Below are 13998 nucleotides of genomic sequence, written 5' to 3'. Positions count from 1 at the left end.
AAGTTCTTGTAAAGCCGATGGCCGACCAGAAAATCTTCGCGGGTCCCCGCATCCGTCGCATTCGCAACGCCAAGGGCCTCACCCAGACGGCCATGGCGGAGGGTTTGGGCATCTCGCCCTCCTATCTCAACCTCATCGAGCGCAACCAGCGGCCGCTGACGGTGCAGCTCATCCTGAAGCTCGCCTCGGTCTACAAGGTCGAGCCGGAGGAACTGCAGGGCGAGGCGCGCGGCTCGATCGCCGCTTTGAAGGAGGTTTTCTCCGATCCGTTGCTTTCCGGAGAGCTGCCGGGCGACCAGGAGCTGGTCGAGATCGCCGAGGCCGCGCCCAATGCGGCCGCTGGCGTGATCAAGCTGTTCCGCGCCTATCGCGAGCAGGCCGAACGCCTGACGGACCTATCCGAGTTGCTGGCGCGGGAGGGCAGGGCGACCGCGCTGTCGGCGGCGCGGCTGCCGATCGACGAGGTGCATGAGGTCTTCGAGCGGCGCCCGAACCATTTCGCCAATATCGAGGAGGAGGCCGAGGCTTTCACCGCGCTGCTCGACCCCGGCGACGACCTCTATGGTGCGCTGAAAACCTGGCTGAAACGCGAATATGGTATCGTCGTGCGGGTGCTGCCCGTCGCCACCATGCCCAACTGGCGCCGCCGCTACGACAGGCACTCGCAGCGCCTCTTCCTGTCGGAGCGCCTGTCGCCTTTCGACCAGTTGCGCGAGGTGGCGATGGAGGCGAGCCTCATCCGCATGACGGTCGTCGTGGCCGGCGAGCTCGAGGCGCTGAAACTGTCGTCGGACGAGGCGCGCCGGCTCGCCCGCTTCGAGCTTGGGCGCTATGCCGCGCATGCGCTGATGATGCCTTATGCCGCCTTCCAGGCAGCGGCCGTTCGCGCGCGCTACGACATCGACGTCTTGCGCTCGCGCTTCGGCGTCTCCTTCGAGCAGGCGGCGAACCGGCTCACCATGCTGCAGCGCCCGGGGGCGGCAGGCGTGCCGTTCTTCATGCTCGAGGTCGACAATGCCGGCCATCGATTCCGCAAGGCCGGCGCGCAGGGATTCCCCCAGAGCCGCTTCGGGGGCGGGTGCCCGAAACTGTCGGTCCATGCCGCGTTCGCTCAGCCGGGGCAGATCTTCGTTGAGGCGGTCGAGATGCCTGACGGGGCGGAGTTCCTGACGGTCGCCCGCACGCTCGAAGGGCCGCAGGGCGCCTTCAACGAACGGCCGCGCCGCACAGCCCTGCTCCTCGGCTGCGACATCGGGTTCCGGGACGAGATCGTCTATGGCACAGCCCTTCCCGGTCTCGCCGGCGGCCGGGCGGGCCAGGTGCCCTCGACGCCCGTGGGGCCGGCCTGCCGGCTCTGCGAACGGTCGGGCTGCCTCGCCCGCGCCGAGCCGCCGGTGACGCGCCCGCTGGGGCTGGATGAGATGGTGACGGGACTGAGCGCCTTCGATTTTCAGTAGCCTGGTCGAACCGACGGCACGTTCGATCCGTCCGGAGGCCGACGCCGTGTCGGCTGCAAGACCGTTGGCTGCGACTGTCGGCGGCCATGGAAGTGACGGGTGCCAGCGATCCCGACGATAGTGGTTGCGTAAATACTATGTCACAATCATGGATTGCGGGTTGTCCGGCCGTGACGTATATTTCTTGATCGAATTCGGGAGGCTGTCTTGAAAATAGCAGGAATTCTGTTCTGCGTCGCAATATTTCTGTGGAACGGATCGGCCAAGGCAGAAAAGTCTGCAGAGTTTTTTGCGACATACGGCGAATATAACGCACAGGGGCGACGGCTGCTCGACAATATCGAGCCGAAGACGGGGCTTGTCGAGCTGCCTGACGGTGTCCGCCTCGATCTGAGAGGCAAGTTCTATTATCTCGACCGTGAGGACGCGGTCTACGTATTGACCGAAATGTGGGGAAATCCGCCGACCGCAGCCGTCGGAACGCTCGGTATGGTCTTCCCGATCCAGCACGACCCGCTCGGCGAAAGGAGCTGGGGTATCAAGCTCGAAATGGACAAGATCGGTTATGTGGACGACACCGATGCCGCCTCGATCGACTATGACGAACTGCTGAGAGATATGAAGGCGGAAATGGCCGCCGCCAACGAAGCGCGGGTCAAGGATGGTTTCCCGGCGATCACCTTGCTTGGTTGGGCATCGCCGCCGGTTTACGACTCGGCCAACAAGCGGCTGCATTGGGCACGCGAATTGCAGTTCGGTGACGATGTCGAGAAGACGCTCAATTACGATGTGCGTTTTCTCGGGCGCGAAGGCGTATTCATCATGGGCTACATCGCCGGGATGGGACAATTGCCCGAGATCAAGCAGAGCCTCGACGAGGTTTTGGCGCTGCCCAGTTTCGCGGAAGGGAAACGCTATTCAGACTATGTGCCCGGCGCCGACACTGTAGCGGCAGTCGGGGTGGGTGGGCTGATTGCCGGCAAAGCCGCGATCAAGACCGGCCTCGTCGCTGTCGCTCTTGTATTCCTCAAGAAGTTCGGGGTGTTTCTGCTCGTACCCCTGCTTTGGATCTGGCGCGTCATCCGGGGCAAGTCCGCGTCCTCGTAGATGCCGGCAAGGAAGACGTCGGCGACCGGCTTGGGACAACGGGCCGTAACGTCCTGCCAGGCCGGTGCCACAACACGCGGCAAACGCTGGACCTCGCCAGATCGCGCCGATTTGAGTAGGGCATGGCGTCGCTTGCGCGAAGCGATGTCCAACCGGCCCCATCTACGATGAGCGAACAGTCAACCGTGATCGGCACGACCCTCGCCCCGGTCTCGCGGACCGAGGAGCGTCTCGGCCTGCTGCTGGTGTTCCTGTCGGCCCTGACCTGGAGTTTCGGCGGGGCGATCGCGCGGTTCGTCGATGGCAACGACAGCTGGACCGTCGTGTTCTGGCGTTCCCTCTGGGCGGCCGCCTTCCTGGTGGGCTTCATGCTGTGGCGCGACGGTATCAGGGGGACGATGCAGCTCTTCCGCGGCATGAGTTGGCCCGGCCTGGCGGTTGCCGTCTGCTTCGGTACGGCGTCGAGCTGCTTTGTCGTGGCGCTCACCTATACGACGGTCGCCAATGTCTTGCTGATGCAGGCCGGCGTGCCGTTGATCGCGGCGCTCTTCGCATGGGTGCTGTTCCGCGAGAGGGTGTCTGTCGCGACCTGGGTGGCGATTGCGGCCGTCATTGCGGGCGTCGCCATCATGGTCTCGGAATCGCTCTCCGGCGACGTTTCGCCGATCGGCGGAGCGCTCGCTTTGCTGATCGCCGTCGTCTTCGCGCTCGCCACCGTGATCACACGGCGTTTCGCCCATGTCCGCATGACGCCGGCCACCTGCCTCGGCGCCGTCTTCGCCGGGCTCTTCGCCGCGAGCCAGGCGGAGGGCTTCGCGGTCTCGGCGCGCGATATGGGGTTCCTCTTCGCCTTCGGCGCGATCAATCTCGGCCTCGGGCTCGCCATGTTCGCTACCGGCGCCCGGCTGATACCGGCGGCGTTCGCCGCCCTGCTCAGCACCTTCGAAACGATCTTCGGCCCGGTCTGGGTCTGGCTGATCCATGGCGAGGTGCCGTCCGCGCGGACCATCGTCGGCGGTGCCGTGGTGTTCGCCGCGCTGCTCGTCCATATCGGTATGGAGTTCCGGCGGCAGGCGCGATCGCAAGCGACGGCGATGCCTGCTCCCCATTGACAAAATCGGGGCGGAACGGGCAGCTTATGGCATTGCCAACAACCATACAGGTATATCTTGCCAATTGAAAACGCCGGCGCACTGGAAGCCGGAGCAAAGCGCGTAAATCGTCCTCTCGCCGCGGCGAAAGCCCCAGACGACCCCAATCCTTCCGCAAAATCCAGGGCCTCGAAGTTCATCTCGGCCGATCACGAAGCGGAATATACCGAATTCATCGAAAAACACCCTGACGTCGAGGCCGTCGAGTTCCTGCTCGTCGACCCCAACGGCGTGATGCGCGGCAAGTGGGCGCCGGGCGACGCGCTGAAGAAAGCCTTCCAGGAAGGCGTCAATTTTCCCATGTCGCTGCACGGCCTCGACGTCTGGGGCCGCGAGGTCACCGAGACCGGGCTGCATATCGAGACCGGCGACAAGGACGGCTACTGCCGGGCCACGCGCGGATCGCTCTCGGTTGTGCCCTGGGCCAAGCGCAAGACCGCGCAGGTGCTGTTGCAGACGTTTTCTCCCGAAGGCGAGCCCTTCATGGCCGATTCGCGCCAGGTGCTGAAGCGCAAGGTGGCCGAGGTTCAGGCGAAAGGGTTCTTCCCCGTGGTCGCCTTCGAGCTGGAATTCTACCTGCTCGATCCCGAGATCGAATGGACCGACGGCATGCCCGGACCGGTCGGCGCCACCGCCGGACCGGACAGGCTGCGCATGTACGGGCTCGACGACCTGGCCGAGCATGCCGAGCTCTTCGACATGATCCGCGATGCGGCGGACGCGCAGAAGCTGCCAATCGACACGATCATCAAGGAGGCCGCACCGGGCCAGTTCGAGGTCAATCTGAAGCACCGGGCCGACCCGCTGCGCGCCGCCGACGACGTCATCATGCTACGCCGCATCGTGCTCGGCTGCGCCCGCGCCCATGGGCTGACGGCGACCTTCATGGCCAAGCCCTTCCTCGAATATGCCGGCAACGGCATGCATGTGCATGCCTCGATCCTCGACCGGGACGGCAAGAACATCTTCGGCGCCAAGACCGGCCGCAAGACCCTGGAATCTGCGGTGGCGGGCCTGCTCAAAACCATGCCGGAATCGCTGCTTCTGTTCATCAACACCTGGAACGGCTTTCGTCGCATCACGCCCGGCTCCTATGCGCCGACGCGTGCCGTGTGGGCGGAAAACAACCGCTCGGTGGCGCTGCGCATTCCCGTGTCCAACGACGAGAACCGGCGTGTCGAGCACCGTATCGCCGGCGCCGATGCCAACCCCTATCTGGTGATGGCCGCGCTCATCCAGGGCATGGTCGAGGGCATCGAGAACGGCGACGTTCCGCCGCCGCCGGTCGAGGGCAACGCCTATGACGACGACGGGCCGTTCCTGCCCGACGACATGGACGATGCGCTCCAGCTCATGGAGAAGAGCAGCTTCGTCGACCGGGCGCTCGGCCCGCTGCTCGCCAAGGTCTATCGCGACCTCAAGCGGGCGGAGATCCTCGCCTTCTGGGGCGAGATCACGCCGCTCGAGCGCACGACCTATCTTTGATTTTTGGGCCGCCAGGGCGCTTGTCGCATCCGACAAAGGCCAATAGGCTTCGAAACGATACACCCGGCTGCGAAGGACCCAATGCGCGGCCGGGGAGGGGCAAAACAGAGGAGATTTCCATGATCCGCAAGGCGATCAGCCTTTCAGCTGTGGCCGTGGCCGCAGCACTTCTGCCGTTGCAGGCCGGCGCGCAGGAAAAGGTCGTCAACGTCTACAACTGGTCCGACTATATCGATGCCTCGGTGCTTGAAGACTTCACCAAGGAAACCGGCATCAAGGTCGTCTATGACGTCTTCGATTCCAACGAGGTGCTCGAGACGAAGCTGCTGGCGGGCGGCTCTGGATATGACGTCGTCGTGCCGACCGGCAACTTCCTGGCGCGGCAGATCCAGGCCGGCGTCTTCCAGAAGCTCGACAAGTCGAAGCTTCCGAACCTCTCCAACATGTGGGACGTGGTGTCGGAGCGGACGGCCAAATACGACCCGGGCAATGAATATTCGATCAACTACATGTGGGGCACGGTCGGCATCGGCTACAACACCAGGAAGGTGAAGGACGCGCTGGGGATCGACAAGATCGACAGCTGGGACGTCGTCTTCGATCCCGACAAGCTCTCCAAGCTCGCCGATTGCGGCGTCTATGTGCTGGATTCCCCCAGCGACATCTTGCCGACCCTCTTCAAGTTCATGGGAATCGATCCCGAAACCACATCAGCCGACGATTTCGCCAAGGCCGAAGAGGCGATGCTGAAGATCCGGCCCTATATCCGCAAGTTCCATTCGTCCGAGTACATCAACGCGCTCGCAAACGGCGATATCTGCCTGGCCGTCGGCTGGTCGGGCGACGTCTTCCAGGCGCGTGACCGCGCCGCCGAAGCCGACCAGGGCGTGGTCGTCGACTATGTCGTGCCGAACGAAGGCGCGGAGATGTGGTTCGACCAGATGGCGATACCGGCCGATGCGCCGCATGTCGAGGAAGCCCACGCCTTCCTCAACTTCATCATGAAACCGGAAGTGGTGGCCAAGGCTTCCAACTTCACCTACTTCGCGAACGGCAACAAGGCCTCGCAGGAGTTCATCGAGAAGGACATCCTCGACGATCCGGCCATCTATCCCGACGCGGCCATGCTCCAGAAGCTGTTCACCGTATCCCCCTACGACCCCAAGACCCAGCGCCTTGTCACGCGCACCTGGACCAGGATCGTGACCGGGCAGTAAGGCAACGAACCCCGGCAGCGCCGCTGCCGGGGTTTTCTTCGCGGACCACGTTCTTCGGCGGACACAAGGGGGACAGGGAACATGCAGTCACTCGGCAGCATTCGCAGGAGCTTCGCCCCCTGGGCAGACCCGGCCGCCAAGCCCTACATCTCCTTCGAAAACGTCACCAAGAAGTTCGGCGACTTCACAGCCGTCAACAACCTGTCGCTCGCCGTCTACGAGCGGGAGTTCTTCGCCCTTTTGGGCGCTTCCGGTTGCGGGAAATCGACGCTGTTGCGCATGCTGGCCGGCTTCGAGGAGCCCACCGGCGGCCGCATCCTTCTGGACGGACAGGACCTGCGCGGCATTCCGCCTTACCGGCGGCCGGTGAACATGATGTTCCAGTCCTATGCGCTCTTCCCGCATATGACCGTCGAAGCCAACATCGCCTTCGGCCTGAAGCAGGAGGGCATGCCGTCTGCCGATATCGCCAAGCGGGTCGCGGAGATGCTCAGGCTGGTCAAGCTCGAGCAGTTCGCCAAGCGCAAGCCGCACCAGCTCTCCGGCGGCCAGCGGCAGCGGGTGGCGCTGGCGCGATCGGTGGCCAAGCGGCCGAAGGTGCTGCTGCTCGACGAGCCGCTCGGCGCGCTGGACAAGAAGCTGCGCGAGGAGACGCAGTTCGAGCTGATGGACCTGCAGCAGAATCTCGGCCTCACCTTCATCGTCGTCACCCATGACCAGGAGGAGGCCATGACCATGGCCGACCGCATCGCCATCCTCGACAAGGGCGAGGTGATGCAGGTGGCGACGCCGGCCGAGATCTACGAGGCGCCGAAGTCGCGTTTCGTCGCCAATTTCGTCGGCAACATCAACATGTTCGACGGAACCATCACCGATCGCGACGCCGACGGCGCCAGCATAGAAGGGGCGAACGGGCTGGCGATCCGCACCCGCAATCCGGGCGACGCGCAGCCCGGTACGAAGGTCTCCTATGCGGTGCGCCCGGAGAAGATCATGGTTTCCTCGCGCCGGCCCGATGACGTCGTCGCCAATGCCGCCGAAGGCGAGATCTACGACATCGCCTATCTCGGCGACATGACGATCTATCACGTCAGGCTCGCCGACGGACAGATGGTCACCGCCTCCGCGCTGAACAGCCAGCGTGTGACGGAAGATCCGCTGACCTGGAGCGATCGGGCCTGGATCTCGTTCCGGCCCGATTCCGGCGTCGTGCTGACGCGATAGGAGGACGGCCATGTCGAACGCAGCCGTTACCGAAAACGACATCGGAACCGCCGCGCCCTCGGGAGGCGTGTCGGCGGCGGTCTCCGCCGTGACGAGCCGGCTCGTCATCCTCGTCCCTTATCTGTGGCTGATTGTCTTCTTCCTCGTCCCCTTCGTGATCGTCTTCAAGATTTCGCTGTCGACGACCGCGATCGCGATGCCGCCCTACACGCCGGTGCTCGATTTGTCGGAAGGTATCTCAGGGCTGTTCGGCCAGTTTCGCGAGTTCAGCCTCGACAACTATGTCTTCCTGTTTGAAGACCCGCTCTATCGCAACGCCTACATCTCCAGCGTCATCATCGCGGCGATCTCGACCTTCGTGACGCTGGTCGTGGCATTTCCGATCGCCTATGCGATGGCGCGCGCGCCGGCGTCGCTGCGTCCGACGCTGATGATGCTCGTCATCCTGCCGTTCTGGACGAGCTTCCTCATCCGCGTCTATGCCTGGATCGGCATCCTCAAGCCGGAAGGCCTGCTCAACCAGTTCCTACAGGCGCTCGGCATCATCGATCAGCCGCTGCAGATCATGAACACCAATACGGCGATCATCATCGGCATCGTTTATTCCTACCTGCCCTTCATGATCCTGCCGCTCTACGCGACGCTGGAGAAGATGGACCATTCGCTGATCGAGGCCGCGCAGGATCTCGGCTGCCGGCCGGTCTCCGCCTTCTGGAAGATCACCTTTCCGCTCGCCGTTCCCGGCATCGTGGCAGGCTGCCTGCTGGTCTTCATCCCGGCCGTCGGCGAGTTCGTCATTCCCGACCTGCTCGGAGGCTCGCAGACGCTGATGATCGGCCGCACCTTGTGGAACGAGTTCTCGGCCAACCGCGACTGGCCGCTGTCCTCGGCGGTGGCGGTGGTCCTGCTGCTGCTTCTGGTCGTGCCCATCGTCTACTTCCAGAACGCCCAGGCCAAGGCGCAGGAGGCGGGACGATGAACGCCACATTGTCGCGCTTCAACATCGCCTCGCTCGTCCTGGGCTTCGCCTTCCTCTATCTGCCGATCGTTCTGCTCGTCGTGTTTTCCTTTAACGAATCGAAGCTGGTCACGGTCTGGGGCGGGTTCTCGACCAAATGGTACGTATCGCTCATGTCGAACCAGGCGATCATCGATGCCGCCTGGGTGACGATCCGCGTCGCGCTGATCGCGGCCACCGTCGCCACCGTGCTCGGCACGCTGGCGGCGATCGCGCTCACCCGCTACACGCGCTTTCGCGGACGACTGCTTTTCTCTGGCATGGTCTATGCGCCGCTGGTCATGCCCGAGGTCATCACCGGCCTGTCACTGCTGCTGTTCTTCGTGGCCGCCGGACTCGACCGCGGATTCCTCACGGTAACGCTCGCCCACATCACCTTCACCATGTGCTTCGTGACCGTGGTCGTCCAGTCGCGGCTGATCAGCTTCGACCGGGCGTTGGAAGAGGCGGCCATGGACCTCGGCGCGACGCCGGTCAGGACGTTCTTCCAGGTCACGCTTCCGGTGATCCTGCCGGCCATCGTCTCGGGCTGGATGCTCGCCTTCACCTTGTCGCTGGATGATCTGGTGATCGCCAATTTTACTTCCGGACCCGGAGCGACCACGCTTCCCATGAAGATCTACAGCCAGGTTCGGCTCGGCGTGACGCCGGAGATCAACGCGGTCTGCACGATCCTGATCGCCATCGTCGCCACGGGCGTGATCATCGCCTCCATCGTCAACAAGCGCCGCGAAGTCCAGCGCCAGCGCGACGAGCAGGCCGCGCAGCGGGGATAGGCAGGCGGTTTGACGGGACGCGGTTTCATCGTCGCCGACAGTACGATGAAAAGCGCCGCCGGAAACTGCTGTGGACCTTCTCGCGGGACAGTGGCTTAAACGGTACGCCGTGAGGCTGCGGGCAGCAGAAGCCGACCACCATTGTCCGCAGGTACGGTCGAGAGAGCCTATTCGGCGATCGAGATGCCCTGATGGGCAGGGGCAATAAAGGGGAAGAGCCACGAGCCGCCGACGAAGAAGCCGGCCAGCGATGGCGGCATATTGGCGTCCTGGGCCGCCGTCGCGACCGTCCCGGACAGCGCAAGCCCGCCACCGATCGTGGGGACGACGCCGGCAAGCGTGACGGTCTGAGGGCCGGCCTTGGCTTCGGCACGTTCGATACGCGCCATGCCCTTTGCGATCGTCGCCTTGAGTTCGACCGACGTCACCGGCAAAGTGCCTTTCGTCACCTCGCTTAGGGCGAAGAAGTCCCCTTTCTTGAGACGTTCGAGAAAGGCGGAGATGCTGAAGTTGGAGATCGTTCCCTGACCGAAGCTGGCGGTGATCGATCCATCCCCGGTCTTGAGCAGGTCACCCCAGCTCTTGCCCGGCCCTTTCAGGATAATGGAGACGGTGCCGCGCCCGCTGGGTACCACGCTGGCCGTCTGGCTCGCAGCCGCCAGCATGGCGCCGTCGATATCGGTGGCGAGCAGCCGTGCTTCGACCAGATTGTTGCCGGGCTGGCGATCGAGCCGGATGCTGGTCTGGATCGTGCCGCCGAAGGCGCGCGCATCCGAGATGTCGAAGGCGGCCAGTCCCGGTTTGATCTGGGCGGAAGCGGCGACCTCCGCGAGCTTGATAACGCCGGCATTGGCGCTGGTGGCCGACAGCCGTAGATCGAGGTTGAAGCGGTCGGCGAAAGCGGTGTCGATTTCGTCGACCGTTGCGTTTACCGGATCCAGCGGTGTGAAGGCCGTGAGGAGGGAACGCAGATCCAGCGCGTCGAAGGCGAGCGATCCTGAAATCGTCGGGACGGCGTCGGTGAAGGAGACGTCGAGTACGCCCATGCCCGGATTCTCGTCGAGCACAACATCGGCGTCCGCCAGCTTGATCCTCTGCGCGTTGCCGGAGACGTCTCCCGACACAGCGAGCGCGCCGATGGCCGGCCCGGGCGCCGTGTTCGCCGTCGACCATTCCAGCATGCGCCGCAGCGAAGGCGACGAGAAAGTGACGGGTCCGTCGAAGAAGGTGTCGCCGGAAAGGTTGGCCGTGCCGTCGAAGCTCAGATTGGCCGGCGCTGCCTTGAGCTTGAGCGTGAGCGGGGCGGGTCCGCCGGCGAACAGGATCAGCGGTTTCGGCGTGCTGACGTCGATGGCCACGCTCTCGCCGCGCCAGATGCCCGTGGCCGAAAGCGAGCCTCGGCGATCGAGCGCCGGCCAGTTCACATTGCCCGAAATACCCGTGACCACCTCCTCGTCGACATCGCCGCGCGCCACGATGACGCGGCCGTCCACGAAATCGACATTGCCGAAGGGGTCTCTGGGCAGTGCCGTAACGTCAGGCGCGGCCGGGTTCGCGCCGACGACGGCGCGCGCGATCTCCACCGAGCGGGCAATCCGTCCGCCGCCGGGCGAGGCCGGCAGCAGGAGTTTGCCGCGCACGGGCGCCAGCCTCAATGTCGGGCGGATCAGCCGGGCGCCGGAGAAGACGATGTCGCCGCGCAGCGCGGCCAGGGCCGAAAGCTCGACCTCGACACGCTCGGCCACGATCACTGGCTTGCGCGACGGATCGCTCCAGCCCGACAGAGTGACATTGTCGAGAATGGCCCGGAACGGCCAGAACTCGATATCGGGGCCGGCACCCAGTTCGACCCGGTAGCCGCTCCATGCGCTCATCTCGATCGCGATTCGGTCGCGCACGATCTGGGTAGAGGCGATGAATGGCAGGGCAGCCAGGATGAGAAAAGCGGCGACGGCAATTGCTGCGGCCGCCCAGATGCCCTTCCTGACCAGACTTGATGGCATCCGTCCTGACGCTCCGAACCGGATCGCCGGCCAATGCCGGCTGCGATTCACTTGCATGCAGGGTTTAAAGCAGCATCGTGGCTTTTCAAGTCTCTGCCCGCGTTTCGCACATCCTATGCCGATTAATTGTCGCTGCGGTCGCCGCGCGCGACTTTCAAACGGTTTGAAGGCCTGACCCGTGTCGGATCGTCTTGCCCTGCCGCCGGGCGGCATGCATAACGACCGCGCCAATCTGGAGGACCTTATGTCAAACGCCGCCCCGCTCTGGATTCCGAGTGCTTCGCGCATCGCCAAGGCGCCCCTGACGGCCTTTGCCGCAGCGGCTTCGGCGAAAGCGGGCCGAAGCCTCACCGCCTATGCCGAGCTGCACCGATGGTCCATCGAAGACCGCGAGGACTTCTGGGACCTGATCTGGGACCATTGCGGCGTGATCGGCGAGAAAGGCGCACGCGTGCTGGCCGATGGCGACAGGATGCCGGGCGCCTCGTTCTTTCCCGAAGCGCGGCTGAACTTCGCCGAGAATCTCCTTCGCAAGTCGGGCAGCGACGACGCGATCGTGTTCCGCGGCGAGGACAAGGTGAGCCGTCGGCTCTCCTGGGACGAGCTTGCGGCGCTCGTCTCGCGCATCCAGCAGCTTTTCCTCTCGCTCGGCGTCAAGCCGGGGGATCGCGTGGCGGCGATGATGCCGAACATGCCGGAGACGGTGGCTGCCATGCTTGCAGCGACTTCGCTCGGCGCGATCTGGTCGTCCTGCTCGCCCGACTTCGGCGAACAGGGCGTGCTCGACCGTTTCGGCCAGATCGAGCCGGTCGTTTTCCTGGCGCCGGACGGCTACTGGTACAACGGCAAGGAGATCGAGGTGGCGCCGAAGCTGGCGGCGATCGTCGCGAAGCTGCCAGGCCTGCGCAAGGTTCTCGTCGTCGACTATCTGGGCAGGGCCGAGGCCGTCGCGGCAGACATCGGGGCACAGTCGCTCGAAGGGGCGATCGCTCCGTTCACGGCCGGAACGCCCCGCTATGAGCGGCTGCCCTTCTCCCATCCGCTCTATATCCTGTTCTCCTCCGGCACGACCGGCGTCCCGAAATGCATCGTCCATTCGGCCGGCGGCACGCTTGTCCAGCATCTGAAGGAGCAGCGCCTGCATGCCGGCATCAAGGACGGCGACCGCTTCTTCTACTTCACCACCTGCGGCTGGATGATGTGGAACTGGCTGGTCTCGGGCCTCGCCTCGGGCGCGACGCTGCTGCTTTATGACGGGTCGCCCTTTCATCCCGACGGCAACGTGCTGTTCGATTTCGCCCAGGCCGAGAAGATGACCTATTTCGGCACTTCGGCAAAATTCATCGACGCCGTCCGCAAGGCCGGGCTGGAACCGAAGAAGACGCACGATCTCTCGGCCGTCCGCACCTTGTCGTCGACCGGCTCGCCGCTGTCGCCGGAAGGGTTCGGCTATGTCTACGAGCACATCAAGGACGACGTGCATCTGGCCTCGATATCCGGCGGCACCGATATCGTCTCCTGTTTCGTGCTGGGCGTCCCGACCGAGCCGGTCTGGATCGGCGAGATCCAGGGAGCGGGCCTCGGCATGGCGGTCGACGTCTGGAACGACGACGGCAAGCCTGTCGTGGGCGAGAAGGGCGAGTTGGTCTGCACCAAGGCCTTCCCGTCGATGCCGGTCTCGTTCTGGAACGATCCGAAGGGCGAGAAATACCACGCGGCCTATTTCGAGCGTTTCGACAATATCTGGTGCCATGGCGACTTCGCCGAATGGACGGCGCATGGCGGCATAATCATCCATGGCCGTTCCGACGCGACGCTCAACCCGGGCGGGGTGCGCATCGGCACGGCCGAAATCTACAATCAGGTCGAGCAGCTCCCGGAAATCGTCGAGGCGCTCTGCATCGGCCAGGACTGGGACGGCGACGTGCGCGTGGTGCTGTTCGTCAGGCTGGCGCCTGATGTCGCGCTCGACGAGGATTTGGAGAAGCGCATCCGCACGAAGATCCGGAACGGCGCGAGCCCGCGCCACGTGCCGGCCAGGATCGTGGCGGTCAGCGACATCCCGCGCACCAAGTCGGGCAAGATCACCGAACTCGCGGTGCGCGACGTCGTCCATGGGCGCGTCGTCAAGAACAAGGAGGCCCTGGCCAATCCCGAGGCCCTTGATCTGTTCAAGGACCTGCCGCAGCTCGCGGAATAGCGAGAAGCACCCATTTGCCCGGGCGGAGCGGCCTGCAGGCGGACAATTCATGCTTAACGAAAGGTGAAGCCGAAATTTACCGCGATTTCAGGACTGGCACAGTTTGGTAAATTGCGCTGCACTTCGGTAAGGACTTGTTAACGGACGGGGCCGATATTCCTGCGTAACTTGAGGCGGAAGCCTTCTTCCGGATACCGGAAACCAGAGTTCGCTCAAGCCGCGTTGTCACAGCAGACACATTGCTAGGCGTCCTTTCGGGACGCCTTTCTTTTTGGTGAGCGAATAGCGAGTAGCCAATAGCGAATAGCGAAAAGGAGGCTTGCCATCCAAGGCAGGCCGCGCATCCTACTCGCTACTCGC

General features: G+C 64.1%; 10 protein-coding genes. 9 read left to right on the top strand and 1 reads right to left on the bottom strand.

Annotated elements, in window-relative coordinates:
- Positions 1-17 precede the first annotated feature (17 nt).
- The 8 genes from JN280_RS32770 (at position 18) to JN280_RS32735 (ending at position 9435) form a co-directional block, all read left to right on the top strand.
- Positions 18-1457, top strand: coding sequence for a helix-turn-helix domain-containing protein (locus tag JN280_RS32770; RefSeq protein ID WP_202308424.1), 1440 nt, complete (start codon positions 18-20; stop codon positions 1455-1457).
- Between the two features lie 207 nt (positions 1458-1664).
- The gene (locus JN280_RS32765; protein ID WP_202308422.1) at positions 1665-2564 is read left to right on the top strand and encodes a DUF2167 domain-containing protein; all 900 of its coding nucleotides are present in this window, start codon (positions 1665-1667) and stop codon (positions 2562-2564) included.
- A 167-nt stretch (positions 2565-2731) separates the two neighbouring features.
- On the top strand, positions 2732-3676 hold the full coding sequence (locus JN280_RS32760; RefSeq protein ID WP_202308420.1) for a DMT family transporter: 945 nt from the start codon (positions 2732-2734) through the stop codon (positions 3674-3676).
- Between the two features lie 177 nt (positions 3677-3853).
- Complete coding sequence (locus JN280_RS32755; RefSeq protein ID WP_244743658.1) at positions 3854-5200, top strand: glutamine synthetase family protein; 1347 nt, start codon at positions 3854-3856, stop codon at positions 5198-5200.
- Positions 5201-5319: 119 nt separating this feature from the next.
- A complete protein-coding gene (locus tag JN280_RS32750) occupies positions 5320-6417 on the top strand; it encodes a polyamine ABC transporter substrate-binding protein (protein WP_202308418.1) in 1098 nt (365 codons plus the stop codon).
- 81 nt (positions 6418-6498) lie between these two features.
- Positions 6499-7641 (top strand): ABC transporter ATP-binding protein, encoded by a 1143-nt coding sequence (locus tag JN280_RS32745; RefSeq protein ID WP_202308416.1) that lies wholly within the window; start codon positions 6499-6501, stop codon positions 7639-7641.
- Positions 7642-7651: 10 nt separating this feature from the next.
- A complete protein-coding gene (locus JN280_RS32740; protein WP_202308414.1) occupies positions 7652-8620 on the top strand; it encodes an ABC transporter permease subunit in 969 nt (322 codons plus the stop codon).
- Positions 8617-9435 (top strand): ABC transporter permease, encoded by an 819-nt coding sequence (locus JN280_RS32735; RefSeq protein ID WP_202308412.1) that lies wholly within the window; start codon positions 8617-8619, stop codon positions 9433-9435. Before JN280_RS32740 ends, JN280_RS32735 begins: the two co-directional genes overlap by 4 nt.
- Positions 9436-9602: 167 nt before the next feature.
- Here the strand turns inward: JN280_RS32735 and JN280_RS32730 are convergent, their stop codons facing one another.
- Positions 9603-11438 carry an AsmA family protein gene (locus JN280_RS32730; RefSeq protein ID WP_202308410.1) on the bottom strand — a complete coding sequence of 612 codons (1836 nt, stop codon included), beginning with the start codon at positions 11436-11438 and terminating at the stop codon, positions 9603-9605.
- Between the two features lie 244 nt (positions 11439-11682).
- Here JN280_RS32730 and JN280_RS32725 point away from each other — a divergent pair, with 244 nt between their 5' ends.
- Positions 11683-13638 (top strand): acetoacetate--CoA ligase, encoded by a 1956-nt coding sequence (locus JN280_RS32725; RefSeq protein ID WP_202315191.1) that lies wholly within the window; start codon positions 11683-11685, stop codon positions 13636-13638.
- Positions 13639-13998: the final 360 nt, after the last annotated feature.

Source organism: Mesorhizobium sp. L-8-10 (assembly GCF_016756635.1).
Classification (GTDB): Bacteria; Pseudomonadota; Alphaproteobacteria; order Rhizobiales; family Rhizobiaceae.
This window is presented reverse-complemented; position numbering and strand designations above follow the sequence as displayed.

Bases quoted from the DNA above. Each gene is read 5' to 3' on its own strand.
- JN280_RS32760 (WP_202308420.1), top strand. From the start codon at position 2,732: ATGAGCGAACAGTCAACCGTGATCGGCACGACCCTCGCCCCGGTCTCG.
- JN280_RS32740 (WP_202308414.1), top strand. From the start codon at position 7,652: ATGTCGAACGCAGCCGTTACCGAAAACGACATCGGAACCGCCGCGCCC.
- JN280_RS32725 (WP_202315191.1), top strand. From the start codon at position 11,683: ATGTCAAACGCCGCCCCGCTCTGGATTCCGAGTGCTTCGCGCATCGCC.
- JN280_RS32750 (WP_202308418.1), top strand. From the start codon at position 5,320: ATGATCCGCAAGGCGATCAGCCTTTCAGCTGTGGCCGTGGCCGCAGCA.
- JN280_RS32730 (WP_202308410.1), bottom strand. From the start codon at position 11,438: ATGCCATCAAGTCTGGTCAGGAAGGGCATCTGGGCGGCCGCAGCAATT.
- JN280_RS32735 (WP_202308412.1), top strand. From the start codon at position 8,617: ATGAACGCCACATTGTCGCGCTTCAACATCGCCTCGCTCGTCCTGGGC.
- JN280_RS32745 (WP_202308416.1), top strand. From the start codon at position 6,499: ATGCAGTCACTCGGCAGCATTCGCAGGAGCTTCGCCCCCTGGGCAGAC.
- JN280_RS32770 (WP_202308424.1), top strand. From the start codon at position 18: ATGGCCGACCAGAAAATCTTCGCGGGTCCCCGCATCCGTCGCATTCGC.